The sequence below is a fragment of the Pseudoalteromonas sp. S3776 genome (genome assembly GCF_005886915.1).
GTDB lineage: Bacteria > Pseudomonadota > Gammaproteobacteria > Enterobacterales > Alteromonadaceae > Pseudoalteromonas.
The window spans coordinates 51663-70529 of record NZ_PNCU01000019.1; the positions used below are offsets into that span (position 1 = coordinate 51663).

Consider the following 18867-nt stretch of genomic DNA (forward strand, 5'->3'; position numbering starts at 1 on the left):
TTTTTTAGTGCCGTTAGAGTGTGAAATTATCTAAATCTTGGTTTGCTTCAAAATCGCCGAGTCTTTCCAGCTCAGTGTCTTGGCGCATTTGTTCGTGCCAACGCGCTTCATCCCAAATTTCAAATTTATTCATTAAACCAACTAGCATGATCTTTTTGCCAAGTTCTGCGTGGCTACGTAATGAAGGCGCCAGCAAAATCCGACCATTTTTATCAAGTTGATACTCTGTGGCATTACCTAACAACATACGTTGCATTCGGCGAGCACGTGGATTCATATTAGAGATTTTAGACAAGCGGCTTTCTATTTCTTGCCATTGTGCAAGAGGATACAACCATAAACACGGTTCGTTTAACGCAATGGTACATATTACCGTTCCTTGATCTTCAGACAGCAAAGCGTCTCGGTACTTAGTCGGTACCGCAAAACGTCCTTTATCATCCAAGCTCAGTGAACTAGCGCCACGAAACATAAAAAGCCTACTTTTAAATTGTGTAATCGCGTTTCGATTAATTTGATCCAGTTAGATCCACTAAAAACCACTTTTTACCACAGTGCTCCAGTTTAGGGCTTGACAAGCCTTTTTGTCAAGTAAGCTGACCAGCTTTAACGTCTCGCTAAGCTAGAAAAAATAAGGCTTTATGCAAAGCGATTGAATTACGTGGGAAAAAGTGGAGGTAGTAGATAAAATTTTCTTTAAGCGTTACTAATAACGTCTGGTTTACATAATTTGCTTACTGAATAATCGATGAATAATTACAAAAAAATGAATCTAGTTTATAGCCATGTAAAATTTACTTAGCACGGCAGCAATACTTACTTCATGCTGCTTTTAATTTAATCTACCGCGCCCTGCCATAAAACAATAAAAACAACTAAATCAAACAGTTAAAATATTTTTAATGGTTGGTTTAATCGTTGCATCTCCTATAGCACCAGTTAAATTTTTTATTTTATTTATTAAGGATTGATTATGGCTACTGCAACAAATACAAAACCGAATACTGAAACAAACATGAAACCTGATCTTAAACAAAAAGAAAGTGAAGCTCCACTTACAGAAAAAGCAACCTCTGTGGCACATGATGCGGTAGATGCGCTTTCAAGCAAGGCTTCAATTGCTGAATCTAGCGTTCGCAAAGGTGCTTCAAGCTCTGCAGAAGCGCTAAGTGAAAAACAACTTATTGCCCGTGAAAAATTATCTGAGTGCAGCGCTAAAACGCGTGCCTTTGCTTCAGAAAATCCACTAGCGACAGCAGGTATTGCTTTTGCGGCTGGTATGCTTGTAACTTCATTATTTCGTCGTAAGTAAAAATAATGAGTAGCTCACAAACAACAGCAACCACGGATGGTAATGCTCAAAATCAAACGACTGAAGACCCTACTCAAAAGGACGATTGGCAGGATCATATAGCAAAGATCATTGAATACTCTAACCAGCTCAAGGAGGATTATAAAACGCAAGGAAAGCTTACCCACCAACTTGCAAAGGCTGAGTGGAAGCTGTCGTTACGATCAATGGCGTTGATCACTATATTTTTAGGGTGCTTTGCCAGTGGTTTGATTTTGTTGTGGGCCGGCTTACTAGGTGCAATTGGTTACGGTGTATACGATTTATTTGGCTCAGTTTGGCTGAGTTTTGCTACGGCTGCACTAGCGCAGATAATCTGTTTAGTTTGGCTTTGGCGAAATACCGTTTACCTAAGCAACAAAATTGGTTTTAGTAAAACGATTAAAAGTGTAAAGCAACTTTTAAATCTATAAGGAAATAACCATGCTCGTTAATTTTCTAATTAAAGAACCCAATGAGAACGTTGACACGTTAAATAAGCAAATGGATTTACAGCACGCATTAAAGCGCCAGCACCATGCAGCAATAAAGTACCGCTTTAAACGTTTTGCAGCGACTAAGGTAGGATTGGCCTCTGCTTTTTTAGCTGGTGCAACGCTGCAGGCAGGTAAAAGTGAAAACAGTTTTGTGCGTAAATACGGCTGGCTAGTAAAATTATTTGCATAGCAGCAATTGCAAGCATACACGCTTTTTTATGAGTGCAATTGCTACTTATTGTGCTGTACTCAAATAGCACTTAGCCTAACGACGATCTGTTATGGTTTTGGCTAAAGTTCAGGGCAGGCCCTTTTGGGATAACTCGCGTTGGATTAATCATTTTGTGGCTAAAATAGTAATGTCGCTTAATATGCTTAAAGTCTACCGTACTGGCCACTCCCTCTATTTGGTATAATTCACGAACATAGTTACTGAGCGCTGGGTAGCTTTCTATAGTGCGTAAATTACACTTAAAATGCCCTACATACACGCTGTCAAACCGGATGAGTGTTGTAAATAAACGCCAATCTGCCTCGGTTAATCTGCCCCCCATCAGGTAACGGTTTTTACTTAGTATGTCCTCTACTTTATCAAGTGCTTTAAATAACGCAGTAAATGCATCTTCGTATGCTGTTTGCGTGGTTGCAAAACCCGCTTTATATACCCCGTTATTAATATTGGCATAAACAAGGTCGTTAATTTCGTCAATATCAGCTTGAAGTGATTGCGGGTAATAGTCATCCGTATTATGAGTAATTTCGTTAAACGCACTATTAAACATACGAATAATATCTGCAGACTCATTACTAACAATTTTATTTTGCTGCTTATCCCAAAGTACAGGGACAGTTACTCGCCCACTGTAATTTGCATCGTGCTTAGTATAAATTTGATGTAAGTATTCACTATTAAATAAATCATCGCCGCTACTTAGCTTATCTAAATCAAAGCTCCAGCCCTTATCTAACATATCAGGGCTGACGACCGATACGCTAATGATATCGCTTAGGCCTTTTAGCTGTCTAAATATAAGTGTGCGATGCGCCCACGGGCATGCTAAAGAAACATATAAGTGGTAACGATTTGCTTGCGCTTTAAACCCGCCGCTTCCTGTAGGCCCGGGGCTACCATCTTTTGTGATCCAATTACGAAGCTTTGCTGCCTCACGTTTAAATTTACCATTATTCGAGTCAGTGTCGTACCATTTATCTTGCCATTGGCCATCAACTAATAAACCCATAATAACCTCCTCAGTTAACGATTAAATGGTGCCAAATTCACCGTTTTGATAATCACGCACCGCTTGTTTAATTTCCTCTTGCGTGGTCATTACAAACGGGCCCATATGTGCAATAGGCTGCTTAAGCGGGTTACCCGCTAAAATAAGTATTCCCGCGCCTTTTTTTGAAGAAACGTCAATGCCACTGTTTTCATTTAATATGAGTAATTTGCCAGCATTAAAGGTTTGCCCATCATCCGAAATAAGCTCGCCTGTATGGACATAAATCATTACTTTACGCTGTTTAAGCCTTGCTAACTGTATGCGTGTATTAATAGGGAGAGTAACATTAGCCAGTGCGGCGTTGGCCGCTAAGCTTTGCAAACTCGACGTTAGCGTGTAATTGTCAAACTGCCAACTCCCCGCAAGTGCAGTAAAGATAACCCCTTGCTTGTTAGTTACTACAGGAGCTGGATTTTGTGTTGTGTCTTGATAGCGTGGCGCACGCATTTTTTCGCCGCTGGGCATATTGATCCAAATTTGAAAGCCATGCAGCCCCTCTTTTGTATCTGCCAATGGCATTTCACTGTGCATAACGCCTCTACCTGTACTCATCCACTGTACATCGCCAGAGCGGATCGCTTTTTTATTGCCCATTTGATCTTGGTGCTCAAAACCACCTTTAATAATGTATGTAAAGGTTTCTATGCCACGATGAGGGTGCGGGGGAAAACCACCAATATAGTCGCTTTCATTATTAGACTTTAGCTCATCAATCATCAAAAAGGGGTCGAGATATTTGCCATCAAAACCAGGTATTCGGCTGATATTTACACCATCCCCATCTTGTGTTGCATAAGCTGTTAACACTTTTACTATATTCATATTTAAAATACTGTAGTAGATTAATTAATGAGCTAATTAAAACATTCATAAAATTAAACAACCATGTCTTTAAATCGAGTAAATCGTTCTAATTTTTAGAAGACTTCTTGGTAATGGTGATAATTCGGTTATGTTGCATAATAGGCTTAATGATTAAAAGCTCAGGCTTGGGCTGATTTATAACAACTTTTTAATACAACCCTATATTTTGTATGGTTATTTTCAGCTTTTATGTCTACAATCATTTTTTTAGGAACATAAAGTCCAAGGAGAACTTATCTTTACTTCATCGCTTAAATGCCAGCTCTATAGATTACTTATCCTACTTAGCATTCCGGGCGCTGCAGTGACGGTATTTACGCTATGGTATGAGCGTGATGCTGCGATAGAAAAAAGTGAAGAAAGAATAGTAAATATAGCTAAGCAATTGACACAGCAACAAAAAACGATGGTTGATGATGTTAAACGGGTGACTATTTATCTAGCCGATAAAACGGCAAAAAGTAACACGCTCCCTACGACCTGCCCAGGCTACTTTTATGAAATAAAAGCCCTTTATAAAAATATTGCAAATATAGGTATTGTTGATAAAAACGGCGACCTTCAGTGTGTAACAAATGGGCGTAGTAAGAATATTAATATTAGCGATCGTACTTATTTTCAAAATGCTATTAATAATAAAAGCTTTTCGGTGGGGTATTTTCAATACGACCGAAGTATTCAAGCGCAAAGTGTCAATTTTGCCTACCCAATTATTGACTCTAATAACCAACTAAAAGGCACACTAGTTACTGTTATAGCATTGAACTGGTGGAACATAGTACTAAGCGAAGCTAAATTACCTAACAACGCTAAAGCTGTTATTGCCGACTCTAACGGCTTAATACTCGCCAATTACCCTAATCAACCACGTGATTTAGGCCAAAAGATTACCGATGTAGATTTACTTCACGCAAAAAGCTCGTTAACCGTATTTAAAAATGCAAAAGGCGAAAACCAAATTTTTCATCGCTCAGTTATATATGAAGACGGACATGGTAATAATTTAGACATTCATATTGCTGTCTCAGTCGAGGATTTTATTAATAAGGTTAATGAAAGCTTTGCTAAAACTATTTTTGCATTTTTATTGGCTATTGCCTTATTAGTGTTACTCGCTAGGCGTTTAATTAAACAAAGTATATTTAAACCTATCGCTAATTTAACTAAAGCCACTGATGAGCTTGCAGATGGCGCTATGCCCAAACATATTAAAAAGCCCAATAGCCCAGAATTAAAAGCACTTTACGACCGTTTTGCTGTTATGGCGCAGACCCGACTATCTACAGAGGCAAAATTAAAAAACAAGCACAACGAATTAATGAGCTTATTAAATGCTTTACCCGATACCTACATACGTACAAACACCCAAGGTGAAGTACTTTATATTGGCGGGCATATTAGCCCTGTGCTAAGCGTTGACCCTAGCTCCGCGCTTAAATTAGCCGATGTACTGCCTAAGGCCAGTGCCGAGTTATTACTTTCTAATTTAGGGAGTTTGCAGAACTCGCAAACACTTGAGCTTTCATTAAGTAAAAAATCTAAAGAGTACTTTTTCGAAGCAAGAATTAATACCCTTACTAATAATGAATACATTATTGTGCTTAGAGATATTAGCCAAAAAAAGGTCAACGAAAAAGCACTTCATTTAGCGTCGCTTGTATACAGTAATAGCAGTGAAGGGATGATGATTACAGACCCTAATGGCGTTATTTATGATGTAAACCCTGCGTTTTGCGAAACAACTCAATACAGCAAAGAAGAAGCGATTGGTAAAACCAGTCGCATTTTGGCGTCGGGCAAACATTCAAAAGCATTTTATGAAAAAATGTGGGAAGAGCTCAGGGAAACAGGCCGTTGGCAGGGTGAGATAATTAATCGCAAAAAGAATGGCGACACCTATACCGAATTTCTGATCATAGATACCGTTTACGACGATAAAAACATGCCTACTCGCCGGGTCGCTATATTTACCGACCTAACAGAAAAAAAACAAGCCGATGAAACCATATGGCGAAAAACTCACTTTGATCACTTAACCGACCTACCTAATAGGTTAGAGCTTAAAGAGCGTTTAAATAAACGCTTTGAAAATGTAACTGATGAAACGTGCGAACTTGTCGTGATGTTGCTCGATATTGATCACTTTAAAGATATTAACGACACGTTAGGCCATCATTATGGAGATAATCTACTTAAATTAGTTTCTCAGCGAATAATTCAAGCAGCAGTAAACGCTAGCTTTGTTGCGCGTATTGGCGGGGACGAATTTGTAATTGTTTACGATCAAGTTAAAAGCGCTCGCCATATAAACCAAATTGCCAGCAATGTATTGCAAAGCCTTTCATCGAGCATACAGCTTGAAGACGAAGAGCTGTTTATCAGCGCCAGTATGGGTATTGCATGCGCACCTAACGATGGCCAAAGCACAGAGCTGCTATTAAAAGCTGCCGACCAAGCCATGTACAAGGCTAAAAATAACGGCCGTAACGGCTTTGAGTTTTTCTCAAAAGATATGCGTATTCACGCGCAAGCGCGTATGCAGCTTTTAAAAGATTTACGCTCAGCCATAGAGCTTGAACAATTTGAGCTATTTTATCAGCCTATTGTGGCCTTAAATGATTTACTCATTCACAAAGCCGAAGGGCTTATTCGCTGGCACCACCCTAAAAAAGGGTTAGTCTCGCCGGCGACATTTATACCGCTTGCAGAGGAAACTAGGCAAATAAATGCACTGGGTCAATTTGTATTTACACAAGCCATACACACCCTAAAAGAAATAAACACCACCATGGGTGAGCAATTTCAAATTAGTATCAATGTCTCACCTGTGCAGCTATCGACATCCGACAGTGGAATTGAGGATTGGTGCGATATGCTAAAGGCTGCAAAATTGCCCGCTTCTTCCATAGTAGCTGAGATCACAGAAGGCCTTATGGTCAACCCTGAGCCACTCACACAAAGTCGCTTAAAAACATTAGTGCAATCAGGAATGCAACTGGCTCTAGATGACTTTGGTACCGGCTATTCATCACTTGCTTACCTGCAAGAAATGGATACCGATTACCTAAAAATAGATAAGCGCTTTGTTGACAATATAAAAGCAGGAAGCCAAGAGCTTGCTTTATGTGAAGCCATAATTGTAATGGCCCACCAGCTTGGTCTTAAAGTTATTGCCGAAGGAATTGAAACGCAGCAACAAATGCAACTACTGTTAAAAGCAGGATGCGACTACGGACAAGGTTATTTATTCTCAAAGCCAGTGCCTAAAAAAGAGTTTATGTCATTGCTGATCGGCAAAAAAATGGTAATTGCCAATAATAAATAAGCCAATACGCAATAAATAGTGTATCTACACGGTCAGGTTATTTAATTAATAGTAAGTAGTAACAAGGTTTAAAATGGCAAAGGCAACACTCGAGCAATGGAGAATGTTTAAAGCTGTTGTAGAACATGGTGGATTTGCTGGTGCTAGCAACGCAGTATTTAAAAGCCAATCAACCGTGCATCATGCAGTGCAAAAGTTAGAATCTGCATTACAAGTAAAATTGCTTGAAGTAAAAGGCCGCAAAGCGTATTTAACCGATAACGGTAAGCTTATATTACGCCGCGCCGAGTTTTTAATAGACGAAGCCAGTAAAATAGAGTCGGTTGCCGCAACGTTGAGCGAAGGCATTGAAAGCACATTAAAAATAGCGGTAGATGAAGTGTTTCCGCAGCATTTATTGTATCAAGCGCTACGCCATATTAATGAGCAATACCCACTGGTAAAAATAGAATTAATAGAGAGCGTACTTAACGGCGCAAACGAATTACTTACAAATGCAGTGGTCGACCTAGCTATAACCTCTATTGCGCTTTATGGTATTAATTGTCATAGCCTGTGCGATATAGAATTTATTGCTGTTGCGCACCCTGACCACCCCTTACATCAGCGCACTGAGCCTCTAACCTTCAGAGAGCTTAAATTACACAGACAAATAGTTGTTCGCGATTCAGCCACTCTCACCAGCCATGACGATGGCTGGCTTGGCGCTGATATGCGCTGGACAGTAAGCCACTTACGTAACTCTATCGATATGGTTAGCCAAAACTTTGGTTATGCGTGGTTGCCTAGTGCGCAGATTCAACCCTACCTTAAAAACAATACACTTAAGCCCCTTAAATTAGAGCAAGGAACAACCCGCTCCCTAAAGCTTTACTTAATGTGCAACGACAGTGACCGTTTAGGTCCTGTTGGCCAAGCATTTACTCAGCATTTAATAAGCTTGTGTAATAACAAACACAACTAAGAGTTTGTTGGTTCATCTACATCAAGGTGATCAGCTACATAGGCGCCGCGTTTACCGCGCTCTTTAGCGGGGCCTTTGGTACTATCTTTCGCTGTTTGTTGTTCGGTTGCCGCATTGATTACCGCCCCAAGCGTAATAATATAGGCACTTATATAGAGCCACATTAGCATAATCACTACCCCACCTAACGAACCATAGGTTTCGTTGTAGCTTGCAAAGTGAGAGACATAAAACGAAAAACCAATTGAGGCTAAAATCCATAATACAGTTGCAATACAAGAGCCAAGAGTGATCCAGCGCCACTTAGCGGGTTTTCTGTGTGGAGCATAGCGATACAAAAGCACCAATGCAAAGTTAAACATAAAGGCGAGCAATGGCCACGATATTAACTTTATTAGTAAGTCTATACTTTCTTTTAAGCCTACCAAATTAAGTACTATGGGCAAAATACCTATAATTAGCAAAGCAAAAATAGCCACTAAAATAGCCCCTACCGAAAATAAAAAACGCACAACTTGAGCATGAAAAAATGAGCGTTTTTCATATTCATGATAACTAATATTACACGCCGTAATCAGCGCCTGACTGCCTTTGGAGCTACTCCATATAGTTAGAATAAGTGTACCAATTGCACTTAAGCTTAAACTGGCGTTAGAGGTTTGAGCTAAGCTCGAGACCTGCGATAAAATTAAATCGCTGGTGCTTTGTGGTAATAAGGTAACTATTTTACTCAAGTGTTCACTAATATCGGTGGGCGATGAAAAGTACGCATACACAGAAACCATGGCAGCAATAGCAGGAAAAATGGCAAGCAAGGCATAAAATGCAACGCCCGCTGCAACCAACGATAAGTTATCTTGGCTCATTTGCTTAAAAATGCGTTTGGCTATGTCCCACCAACCGACAACTGGAATGTGTACTGGTTGCTCGGCATGTTGTCCTCGTTTTGCTTTGCTCATCATCTACTCCTTTTTAGCCTATTATTGAGCAAAAAGTCTGCCAAGCTGCACGCTTAACATTGGTACTAAAATTGCTGATTGTAAGATTATTACAAATTTTAGGTAAATCCCCATGAACAGCCCTATAACCATGCTAATTGCACTGAACACCACGGCTGTTAATGCCTTAAACACCGAACAAAACGTGCTAAGTTGGCAGTATTTATATAGCCAATGCTTGCAATTACTTCACGCAACAGCGCAAATATTACCCACTCTTTTACTAGGTTTTATTCTTTTAACTCTTAGCTACTTTGTTGCAAGTCCATTGTCTAAGCTATTAGTAAAGCCACTTCATTATATGACCGACAGTAAACTTGTACACCTTGTGGCCAAACGCGGTATTAGTATTTTAATTTTATTACTGGGTGTGTATTTATTTTTACGTTTAGCAGGGCTGACCGAATTTGCTATTGCCATTATGAGCGGTACCGGGTTAATAGGCTTAATATTAGGCTTTGCCTTTAGAGACATAGCAGAGAACTTTATTGCTAGTTTACTATTGAGCGTACAGCGGCCATTTAAAATAGACGATGTAATAGAGGTAGATGGCCGCTTAGGGGTGGTTAAAAAGGTCACAGCCCGTGCAACCACCTTAGTTGATTACGATGGCAACCATATACAAATACCTAATGCCACGGTTTACAAAAATACCATTAAAAACCTAACAGCAAATCCAAAAATGCGTGCAAAGGTGGTGATTGGTATAGGTTACGATAACGATATTCGTTATTGCCAAACACTCGCACTTGAAATCGCTAACAAGCAAACGGGTGTGCTTAGTGAGCCACCAGCCCAAGTACTGATTAACAATTTAGGCAGTTCAACAATTAACTTTAATCTATTTTTTTGGGTTAACAGCGAACAGCATAGCCCTTTAAAAGTGGCCTCGCAGTTAATGCGTGAGCTTGTAACCGAGTTTACTAATCAAAGCATTAGCATGCCTGATGATGCACGTGAGCGTATTTTACTCAGTACACCCGATGAGAGTGATACACAAAAGCCCACCAGCAAAACTGAGCAACCTTCAACTGCTCAGCAAACCACTAAACAGCTGCAACAACAAAATGAAACCCTTGATGATGTAAGTAGCGATACCGACGAAATTCGCGACCAAGCTGAAAAGTCGCGCGATCCTGAACAGGGTAAAAATATTATCTAAGTTCAAGGCACAAGAAAAAATACAGCCATATATAGCCTATTTACAACTTAATATTGTTTTAAACTCTTTCAAACTGAGAAATATGATTAATTAATGCAGGAAGTATAACTTTTGTTATATCAATAATAAAAGTTATAACCTATGCAAGTTGCTGATTTTAAATAAAATAATAAAAAACCATAGATTAAACGCCCTTTAACCTATCACTCATTATAAATAATTATTCAAAAAGTTATATTCACAAACCACCAACCCAAAACAATAAAATCGATAATATTCAATATGTTATTAACAAAATAGCACTTGGCATTATTAATACAATAACAATAATCTAACAACTTTAGAGCTTAATTATGCACGTGTACAAACAACCCCTATCTAAAAAGGCTAACGAGCGCTTACCCATATCATTGCAAGCCCCTTGTATGACCTGTGCACGTGCCTGTGCGGTAAGCGTATACGCGTTGACGTCCTAAGCAAAAGTTAAATAGCTCCCACTAAAATTATAAATAATTGGAATAACATTATGACCAGTACAACAAGTATTAATAACAACGAGCCTAAAAAAATGGCGCTCTGGCTAAAAATACTCATAGGTATGATAGCAGGTATGATTGCTGGCATGCTGCTTGGCAATAATGCTGAATATATAAAACCAATTGGCCAGCTATTTATTAACGCCATAAAAATGTTAATTGTACCGCTTATATTTTGCTCATTAATTGTTGGCGTTACCTCAATGAAAGACACCACCAAAATGGGTCGTATTGGTGTTAAATCAATCGTATTTTATTTAGCCACCACCGCAGTAGCTATTTCGATTGGTTTAGGCCTTGGGCTGTTGTTTGAACCTGGCGCAGGCTTAAATATGGTTGCAACCACAGTGGCTGATGCTAAACCAAGCCCTACCCTAGTAGACACCATTGTAGGTTTAGTACCAAAAAACCCAGTGGGCTCGCTCGCTTCAGGTAATATATTACAAATTATAGTGTTTGCGTTGAGCTTAGGCATTGCTTTAAACCTAATTGGTGAAAAAGGCGAACCCGCTAGCAAAATGTTTGAAAGCCTAGCCGATGCAATGTACAAATTAACTGAGCTTGTAATGAAGCTAGCACCATACGGTGTATTTGCATTAATGGCGTGGGTATCTGGCAAGTACGGACTGGATGTTTTACTGCCACTTATAAAAGTAATTGGCTTAGTGTACCTAGGCTGCATTATTCACGTTTTAGTGTTGGGTGGCGGCTTTGTAGGCCTACTAGGCAAGCTTAATCCACAGCGTTTTTATAAAGGTATTATTGAAGCGCAAATTATTGCTTTTACCACCACAAGTAGCTCAGGTACTTTACCTGCCAGCATTAAATGCGCCACCCAAAACTTAGGGGTATCACGTACTGTATCAAGCTTTGTACTGCCAGTAGGCGCCACTATTAACATGGATGGCACCGCTTTATACCAAGGTGTGCTAGCTCTGTTTATTGCCCAAGCCTTTGGCATTGACCTCACCACAACAGATTACTTAACCATTATAGCTACAGCTACTTTAGCCTCTGTGGGCACCGCTGGTGTACCCGGCGCTGGCCTTATCATGCTCTCGCTAGTACTGACCACCGTTGGCCTACCACTTGAAGGCATTGCAATAGTTGCAGGTATTGACCGAATTTTAGATATGGCACGCACCACCATAAATGTAACGGGCGACTTAATGGTTACTTTATTAATTGGCAAAAGCGAAAACGAGCTTGACGAAACCCTTTACAACCAAAACACCACTGCGGCTCAACCCGCTAAGCAATAACCCTCGTTTTAGTAATTTTATAGAGAACAAACCATGACTAGTAAACTGATATATTTACCCGTTGCACTAGGTGTTATTGCCTTAGCAAAGCCTGCTCATGCAGATATTACAATTGAAGGTTTAAATGGCCTTGAAGCCGTTAAGCTATTTGGCGATATGCGTATGCGTTTTGAGCGCACCGAAGGCGATACAATTGACTCAACAAGCCGCGCTCGTTTGCGTGCCCGTTTTGGCATAAAATACGCGGCGACCGAAAACTGGTCAGCGCAAATGCGCTTTAGAACCACATCAAGCGCACATGACTCTACTCACCAAACCTTTGGAATAACCAACACCAGCGACAACGACGATTTTGGCCTAGACCGCGCCTTTATGAAATACACAGGCCTTAGTAACACCCAAGTATATATTGGTAAAGCGGCCCCCGTTTATATGCACTCATCAGAGCTGCTTTTTCGTGACGATATAGCGCTCGAAGGTGTACAAGCTAATTGGAGTAACAACACCTTTAGCGTTAATGCAGGGCATATTATTCTTGAAGAAAACGTTGATAATGGCGAAGGCAAGCGCGATGCCAGCTGGCAACAGCTGCAAGGTGTATACACTACTGAATTTAATAACGTAAAAGTGAAAGCAGGTATCGGCGGCATTTTTGTAAGTGCCTCCGATACGGCCTACGCCAGTGCTGAATCAGGCCTTGATGATGACCAGGCGGGTAATGTAATGACCTACAACCTTGTTGTACGTTATGGCCCAGTGCGCTTTGCAACTGATTACTACACCAGTGAAGCCGACACTGAAAACACCGCCTATACCGTACACGCACGCTATCAAATAAATAAAGAGTTTGGCCTGCGCTTTTATGTGCTACGTACCGAAGCCTATGCATTACCGATGAACGGCGCGTTTACGCAAACCAATACGCCGGGTTCGTACACCAATATTAAAGGCACACGCGTACAACTAGATTATAAAATTGCAGATAACTTAAATGCCGATTTAAGGTGGTACAGCGTGGATAATATTAATAACGATTTACCTACAAACAACAATGGCCGCGATCGCATTCAAGTAAATCTAAACATGAAGTTTTAAGCGCTCTCTCCCAACCAAATAAAAGCGATTTAATAGCTGTTATTAAATCGCTTTTATTTTTAGCAGTAAAAAGACATAACCTACCTAGTTAGCATCAAAACTCATGGATAACTTATTTTTAGTTACCTTATAATGCAAATAAATAAGACCTAAAATCATGCCAAATTCGTTAGTACCTAATTTATATAAAATTAAAATACAGACTATAGTCCCCTTCCGCCAAATAAAAATAACCATTTTGAAGCTGTAAAAGGAGCATACACACCATTTTTTTGTATTGCTTACACAATTAACTAACGGACCTAACACAACTAAAAATGCAGAGGTTTACACACTTGCTCAACAAACAAAACGCTTGGTTTTATGTACTAAAAATAGCGCTACTAAGCCTGATGGCGATCAATAGCGTAAGCAGTGTAGCGCAGGCTAATTTAACTGAGCCTAAACAAATTATAGTGGGCGGCGATTTTAACTACCCACCCTATGAGTTTATTAACGAAGATGGCGAGCTTACAGGCTATAACGTAGAGCTTAGCCAAGAAATAGCGGCGGTAATGGGGCTTAATATAAAAATAAAGCTGATGCCTTGGGCCGAAATAAGAGCTGAGTTTGACCGCGGAAATGTAGATATTTTGCAAGGCATGGCCGCCACACCCGAGCGCACCGACCTGTATAACTTTAGCCCGCATACCTTTGTGAACCACTCTATTTTTGCGCGTGACAATAGCCCTAAAATTACTAATTACACAGAGCTTGAAGGCTTTCGTGTGATTGTTCAAAATAATGGCTCAGCCTTTGATATGCTAAAAGACTCTGGCCTAAAAATAACACTAATACCCGTTGAAACGCACGCCGATGCTCTGCGCTTGCTTGCCTCTGGGCGCTATGATTTTGCTGTAGTTTCAAACCTACCTGGTTTGTATTTAAGTAAAAAACTAGGGCTATCAAACATTACGGCTATTTCTAGCCTAGAAAGAAACAGGCTTTATGGTTATGCCACTAAAACCGCAGATGAAGCACTGTTATCGCAATTTACTCAAGGTTTAGCTATTTTAAAAAATACCGGTCGCCAGCAAGAAATTTACGACAAATGGTTTGGCCCGTTAAACGTGTCGCCGTGGTCAAAAGCTGGGGTAATCGCAGGTATATGTGTAGTGGTGCTGCTACTCATTAGTATCGTGGTAATAATATGGAACAAAGCACTGCGAAAAAAAGTAGAAAGCCGTACCAAAGCGCTACAAGCGCAGCAGTTACAGCTACTTCATGCAGATAAAATGGCCTCCTTAGGGGTGTTGGTTTCAGGAGTGGCTCACGAAATTAATAACCCTTGTAGCATTTTAACTTTGAATTTTCCGTTTATAAAAGAAGCCTTTGAAGATGCAACAGACATACTCGATGAGCACCAAGCACGCCAAGGCGACTTTCTTATTGCGGGTGTAAGCTACCCACGTTTTAAACAAATGTTGCCAGAAATTTTAGATGATATGCACATCGCCAGTAACAAAGTAAAAGGCATAGTAGAAGATTTAAAAAGCTTTGCGGTAAAAGGTGAAACATCGCACGAAAAAACAGAGCAATTAGATTTAAACTTACTAACAAACCGCTCTATTCGCTTAGTTACAAACCAAATTAAAAACGCTACAAACCACTTAGAGGTTAACTTAGCCAATTCGCTACCTTTGTTTAAAGGCAGCGGCAGCCGCATCGAACAGGTAATCGTTAATTTGATTTTAAATGCTTGCCAAGCGCTTGAAGACAAATCGCAAAAAATCATTATCACCAGCTATTTCCATACTAAACACAATCAAGTTGTGCTGAGCATTGAAGATCATGGTGTAGGTATTGATCAAGAGCACTTAATTAAGCTTACCGATCCGTTTTATACCACCAAACGGCAATCGGGTGGCACCGGTTTAGGGCTTTCTGTATCAGCGGGGATCGTGGCGGATCACCAAGGCCAACTCACCTTCAAATCAACACTTGGTAAAGGCACAAAAGTAAAGCTTTCACTACCCTTATTACAACACGAGAGTGAACTATGAATACTAATTTATACCCTAGTTTTGAGGTCCTTATTTGTGATGACGACAACAGCTTTCTACGAAGCATATCGTTTGCAATAGAGCGCTACTGCGGCATTAACAACATTGTACAATGTAACGATAGCCGTGATGTAATAGCCAAACTAAACCAAGGAAATATTCGTGTTGTATTGCTTGATTTAAACATGCCACATATCAGTGGTGATGAGCTTATAGCGCAAATTACCGAGCTTTTTCCTCACATTTCGGTGGTGATCATCAGCGGCATTAATCAAGTAGAAGCCGCTGTAAAATGTATAAAATTAGGCGCTTATGGTTATCATGTAAAAACAGAAGATCCCGAACGCCTAAGTAATAGCATAATGCAGGTGGTGCGTTTTCAAGAGCTAAACTTAGAAAACCAAGCCATGCGCGGCTACCTACTAGAAAATCAAACAAGCCTGGATCCTGCGTTTTCTAAAATTATTAGTTTGGATCATCAAATGCATTCGGTGTTTAATTACATTCAATCTATATCAAACAGCCAGCAACCTATTTTAATTACCGGTGAAAGTGGCGTAGGCAAAGAGCTCATAGCCAGAGCTATTCACGAAACCAGTGGTTGTAATGGTGAGCTTGTGTGTGTAAACGTAGCCGGCCTTGACGATAACTTATTTTCAGATACCTTATTTGGCCACAAAAAAGGCGCGTTTACAGGCGCAGAGCAAGCCCGTAAAGGTATGATAGAGCGTGCATCAGGTGGGATATTATTTCTTGATGAAATTGGCGATTTAAGCCTCGCCTCACAAGTAAAGTTATTAAGGCTTTTGCAAGAAGGCGAGTATTACCCCGTAGGTAGCGACACCCCAAAACGCATCAATGCGCGCATTATTGCAGCCACGCATCAAAACTTACTCACTAAAAAAGAAAACGGCGAATTTAGAAACGACTTATACTACCGTTTAAAAATTCATCATGTGAATATTCCACCACTTAGAGAGCGCAAACAAGACATCCCTTTACTGCTAGAGCACTTTTTAACGCTTGCCGCGCAAGAATTTAATAAACCGGTGGCAAGTATTCCAAAAGAACTATTAATTTTACTCGAAAACTATACATTCCCTGGCAACATAAGAGAGCTGCGCGCCATGGCCTTTGATGCAATGAGCACCCACCAATCAGGGGATTTATCGATGAAAGCCTTTGAAAGTGTGCGCAGCGCCGTGCCCACAATAGATATGCATGCCCAGCTTTCAAAACCACTGTTTGAGTCGTCATCCACTTTGCCTACCCTAAAACAAGCGGCAGAGTTATTAGTCGCCGAGGCAATGAAGCGCGCCAATTCAAACCAATCATTAGCCGCACAGTTACTTGGTATATCGCAACCAGCATTAAGTAAGCGACTTAAAAAAGGCCAGCCAGAGCCTTAAAAAACAACACAATACTTAACCAAATTTTAGGCACAAAAAAGCCCGCAGCGTTAACTGCGGGCTTTTTGTTGAATGAGTGAGTTAGCCATATAAGTTAACTAAAAAGCTATAATTAACAACTTGTTTCTAAAAGGGCTTTAATGAATTCACGATTTCTTGATTATGATATGGAAATTTTAGAAAACTTGCTCATAACGACAGGGTATAGAAATTAAGACAAAGGCTTTGTCGACCTAAACTCCTCGACCTTTTCAAGTAACTGTTCTAAGTTCGGCTTTAAGCCATCATATGAAGGACCATACGTAAGCGCATCAATGTTATATGCTTTCTTCCAATCTCTGGTTGCAAATTTATTAACCTCACTTTCAAGAAATACAGCATAGTGAGGCAAATCTCCTGAAGACGTAATTTTCACATCTTCTAGCATCAACAACACATCGGGATCATCTAAACCACAACCAATAAATACACAGGTATGAGTCAAAAATATTGCTTTAAGCAATTCATAAAATTGTGGATAATTTTTCTTAGCTTCATGATATTGAGACTTAGTAAAAATCATATTCCCAATATTATTAATTGAGCCATGCGCTTTTACTATTAACCTGTCATCCGAACGGACTAAGTCTCCTAAATCACGATCGTTGTAGCTCACAACTTTATAGCCGTCTGTTGATGTTGACTCACAATAACGTTCGTAAATTTTATCGAAGTTTGTGGTGATAACTATACTTGCATCCAGGGCCAAAATTATCTCATGAATATCGCTAGGTTCAAAATTCGGATTATTAAAATTAGAATTTAATATGTCTCGATAGTCGGCTGTATTCGCTTCTTCCGATATTGCCTGCAAAGCTAAAAGAAATTGGTTGTCTTCAATCAACTTTTTAATAGTTGATTGGTCAGTTGTGTCATGGACTAGGCTACAAACCTCAATTAAAAAGTTTTTCCACGTCTTAGGACGATTTCCAAATGAGTCTGTTGATGTAGCAGAAACTCCCGCGCCTAAGAAAAGTACGACCCGCCTTCTAGCTATTTCTCTTACTAATGATTTTGGCCAATTAATCATCACTACCCTCTAAAGTATCCAAGAGCCTTGTGCATATTTCATCCATAAGTTCAGAGTAAGCGGTTACCTGAGCGTATTGACTTCCTGTCACACCATCACCTCTTTCTAATTTATGAATCGGAGATTTAGAAGATTGAGCCATAGGGATTAGGCTATACAAATAAGGTATGTGCCCTAATTCAGCATTAGCTGGCTTGAAGTTGTTTGGGTAAAGAAACTCCATTGCAGAAGAAACTGTTTCTGGTATTTCTTTCATAATCTTATCATAAGACTTGACAGGTCTTGGGCCCTCTTTAAATTTTCTAGTAACATACTGCTGAACAGAGTAACCAGCAAAACGATACTTTTTAGAGGTGTCATGTATGATCTGATATCTATCAATAACAGTGGGATCTTGGCTGACAGCCTCATTTATTGAACTGTCATATTGGCTTTTCCATGTTGATATCCAACCGGCAATATTTTGAATACCAAGTAAGCTAAAAATATCACAACCAAAGGGCGTTACGACAAAGTCGCAAGCTAATATCACTGAACGATTTAATGCCCCTAACGAAGGACCAACATCAAATACGATATAATCATATTGATCTTCAAATGACTTCATTAATTGGTGACACCAATTAGTCATACGATATCCACGCGTTTGCCTGCCTCTTAATTCGGACCAAGCATCACTCAGATTATCCTCAATAACAGACATTTTGGGATGCCCTGGTATTAGATCAGTTCCAAACCTGTTTTTAGTACCCAACATAGGTGTGATATTGGTTTCTATTGAAGCTTCACCATCTTCAAAGGGTTTTAATGAAGTATATAAAGTATCTACATTAGTAGATTGTTCTAGGTAAATAGACTCACATAAATCATCGCTCAAAATAGCCTGGGTAGCATTACACTGGGGATCTGCATCAATTAGCAATACTCGTTTATTTTTATTTGTATTTAAAAACGAAACTATATTACAAGCTAACGTTGTTTTACCGACCCCTCCCTTGTTGTTAAAAAAAACTATGGATTTCATATTATAT

Annotated in this window: 16 protein-coding genes; 10 read left to right on the forward strand and 6 right to left on the reverse strand. The window is 39.8% G+C overall.

Features of this window, described 5'->3' with window-relative positions; translation table 11 throughout:
* Positions 1-13: 13 nt before the first annotated feature.
* Positions 14-472, reverse strand: a complete 459-nt coding sequence (gene mraZ / locus CWC16_RS09535) for a division/cell wall cluster transcriptional repressor MraZ (RefSeq protein WP_004589407.1) — start codon at positions 470-472, stop codon at positions 14-16.
* A 501-nt stretch (positions 473-973) separates the two neighbouring features.
* Between mraZ and CWC16_RS09540 the strand changes: the two genes are divergently transcribed.
* From CWC16_RS09540 to CWC16_RS09550, 3 genes are read left to right on the forward strand one after another with little or no spacing between them, the layout of a single operon-like run.
* Entirely contained in the window at positions 974-1312 is a 339-nt protein-coding gene (locus CWC16_RS09540) for a DUF883 domain-containing protein (protein WP_082422669.1), read from the forward strand.
* A gap of 5 nt (positions 1313-1317) precedes the next feature.
* A complete protein-coding gene (locus tag CWC16_RS09545) occupies positions 1318-1764 on the forward strand; it encodes a threonine/serine exporter family protein (protein WP_138541378.1) in 447 nt (148 codons plus the stop codon).
* A 10-nt stretch (positions 1765-1774) separates the two neighbouring features.
* Complete coding sequence (locus tag CWC16_RS09550; RefSeq protein WP_055017502.1) at positions 1775-2017, forward strand: hypothetical protein; 243 nt, start codon at positions 1775-1777, stop codon at positions 2015-2017.
* Between the two features lie 70 nt (positions 2018-2087).
* Here CWC16_RS09550 and CWC16_RS09555 read toward each other — a convergent pair whose 3' ends face one another.
* A complete protein-coding gene (locus tag CWC16_RS09555; protein WP_138541379.1) occupies positions 2088-3068 on the reverse strand; it encodes a glutathione S-transferase family protein in 981 nt (326 codons plus the stop codon).
* 21 nt (positions 3069-3089) lie between these two features.
* Positions 3090-3932 carry a pirin family protein gene (locus CWC16_RS09560; RefSeq protein WP_138541380.1) on the reverse strand — a complete coding sequence of 281 codons (843 nt, stop codon included), beginning with the start codon at positions 3930-3932 and terminating at the stop codon, positions 3090-3092.
* Positions 3933-4278: 346 nt separating this feature from the next.
* On the opposite strand from CWC16_RS09560, the gene CWC16_RS09565 reads away from it, so the two are divergent.
* Together CWC16_RS09565 and CWC16_RS09570 are read left to right on the forward strand one after the other, a co-directional pair.
* Positions 4279-7299: a bifunctional diguanylate cyclase/phosphodiesterase gene (locus tag CWC16_RS09565; RefSeq protein WP_138541381.1), complete on the forward strand. Its 3021-nt coding sequence runs from the start codon at positions 4279-4281 to the stop codon at positions 7297-7299.
* 73 nt (positions 7300-7372) lie between these two features.
* Positions 7373-8263, forward strand: coding sequence for a LysR family transcriptional regulator (locus CWC16_RS09570; RefSeq protein ID WP_138541382.1), 891 nt, complete (start codon positions 7373-7375; stop codon positions 8261-8263).
* Here the strand turns inward: CWC16_RS09570 and CWC16_RS09575 are convergent.
* Entirely contained in the window at positions 8260-9222 is a 963-nt protein-coding gene (locus CWC16_RS09575; RefSeq protein WP_055014185.1) for a YihY/virulence factor BrkB family protein, read from the reverse strand. The genes CWC16_RS09570 and CWC16_RS09575 overlap by 4 nt on opposite strands.
* A 130-nt stretch (positions 9223-9352) precedes the next feature.
* Between CWC16_RS09575 and CWC16_RS09580 the strand changes: the two genes are divergently transcribed.
* The 5 genes from CWC16_RS09580 to CWC16_RS09600 all read left to right on the forward strand — a co-directional run bounded on the left by CWC16_RS09580 (position 9353) and on the right by CWC16_RS09600 (position 16767).
* Positions 9353-10423, forward strand: coding sequence for a mechanosensitive ion channel family protein (locus tag CWC16_RS09580; RefSeq protein ID WP_055014278.1), 1071 nt, complete (start codon positions 9353-9355; stop codon positions 10421-10423).
* A 526-nt stretch (positions 10424-10949) separates the two neighbouring features.
* Positions 10950-12221, forward strand: a complete 1272-nt coding sequence (locus tag CWC16_RS09585) for a dicarboxylate/amino acid:cation symporter (protein WP_138541383.1) — start codon at positions 10950-10952, stop codon at positions 12219-12221.
* 33 nt (positions 12222-12254) lie between these two features.
* On the forward strand, positions 12255-13316 hold the full coding sequence (locus CWC16_RS09590) for a putative porin (RefSeq protein ID WP_138541384.1): 1062 nt from the start codon (positions 12255-12257) through the stop codon (positions 13314-13316).
* Between the two features lie 335 nt (positions 13317-13651).
* Positions 13652-15358: a transporter substrate-binding domain-containing protein gene (locus tag CWC16_RS09595; RefSeq protein ID WP_171037641.1), complete on the forward strand. Its 1707-nt coding sequence runs from the start codon at positions 13652-13654 to the stop codon at positions 15356-15358.
* Positions 15355-16767 carry a sigma-54-dependent transcriptional regulator gene (locus CWC16_RS09600; RefSeq protein ID WP_138541386.1) on the forward strand — a complete coding sequence of 471 codons (1413 nt, stop codon included), beginning with the start codon at positions 15355-15357 and terminating at the stop codon, positions 16765-16767. The genes CWC16_RS09595 and CWC16_RS09600 overlap by 4 nt, the downstream gene beginning before the upstream one ends.
* Before the next feature lie 211 nt (positions 16768-16978).
* On the opposite strand, the gene CWC16_RS09605 is transcribed toward CWC16_RS09600, so the two are convergent.
* Together CWC16_RS09605 and CWC16_RS09610 are read right to left on the reverse strand one after the other, a co-directional pair.
* Positions 16979-17836, reverse strand: coding sequence for an SIR2 family protein (locus CWC16_RS09605; RefSeq protein ID WP_138541387.1), 858 nt, complete (start codon positions 17834-17836; stop codon positions 16979-16981).
* A complete protein-coding gene (locus CWC16_RS09610; RefSeq protein WP_138541388.1) occupies positions 17829-18860 on the reverse strand; it encodes a ParA family protein in 1032 nt (343 codons plus the stop codon). Before CWC16_RS09610 ends, CWC16_RS09605 begins: the two co-directional genes overlap by 8 nt.
* Positions 18861-18867 lie beyond the last annotated feature (7 nt).

What these genes read in the sequence shown, in the direction of transcription:
- CWC16_RS09605 (WP_138541387.1), bottom strand. Translation starts at nt 17,836, where the DNA reads ATGATTAATTGGCCAAAATCATTAGTAAGAGAAATAGCTAGAAGGCGG.
- CWC16_RS09575 (WP_055014185.1), bottom strand. Translation starts at nt 9,222, where the DNA reads ATGAGCAAAGCAAAACGAGGACAACATGCCGAGCAACCAGTACACATT.
- CWC16_RS09555 (WP_138541379.1), bottom strand. Translation starts at nt 3,068, where the DNA reads ATGGGTTTATTAGTTGATGGCCAATGGCAAGATAAATGGTACGACACT.
- CWC16_RS09600 (WP_138541386.1), top strand. Translation starts at nt 15,355, where the DNA reads ATGAATACTAATTTATACCCTAGTTTTGAGGTCCTTATTTGTGATGAC.
- CWC16_RS09540 (WP_082422669.1), top strand. Translation starts at nt 974, where the DNA reads ATGGCTACTGCAACAAATACAAAACCGAATACTGAAACAAACATGAAA.
- CWC16_RS09545 (WP_138541378.1), top strand. Translation starts at nt 1,318, where the DNA reads ATGAGTAGCTCACAAACAACAGCAACCACGGATGGTAATGCTCAAAAT.
- CWC16_RS09585 (WP_138541383.1), top strand. Translation starts at nt 10,950, where the DNA reads ATGACCAGTACAACAAGTATTAATAACAACGAGCCTAAAAAAATGGCG.
- CWC16_RS09570 (WP_138541382.1), top strand. Translation starts at nt 7,373, where the DNA reads ATGGCAAAGGCAACACTCGAGCAATGGAGAATGTTTAAAGCTGTTGTA.
- mraZ (WP_004589407.1), bottom strand. Translation starts at nt 472, where the DNA reads ATGTTTCGTGGCGCTAGTTCACTGAGCTTGGATGATAAAGGACGTTTT.
- CWC16_RS09580 (WP_055014278.1), top strand. Translation starts at nt 9,353, where the DNA reads ATGCTAATTGCACTGAACACCACGGCTGTTAATGCCTTAAACACCGAA.
- CWC16_RS09590 (WP_138541384.1), top strand. Translation starts at nt 12,255, where the DNA reads ATGACTAGTAAACTGATATATTTACCCGTTGCACTAGGTGTTATTGCC.
- CWC16_RS09610 (WP_138541388.1), bottom strand. Translation starts at nt 18,860, where the DNA reads ATGAAATCCATAGTTTTTTTTAACAACAAGGGAGGGGTCGGTAAAACA.
- CWC16_RS09550 (WP_055017502.1), top strand. Translation starts at nt 1,775, where the DNA reads ATGCTCGTTAATTTTCTAATTAAAGAACCCAATGAGAACGTTGACACG.
- CWC16_RS09560 (WP_138541380.1), bottom strand. Translation starts at nt 3,932, where the DNA reads ATGAATATAGTAAAAGTGTTAACAGCTTATGCAACACAAGATGGGGAT.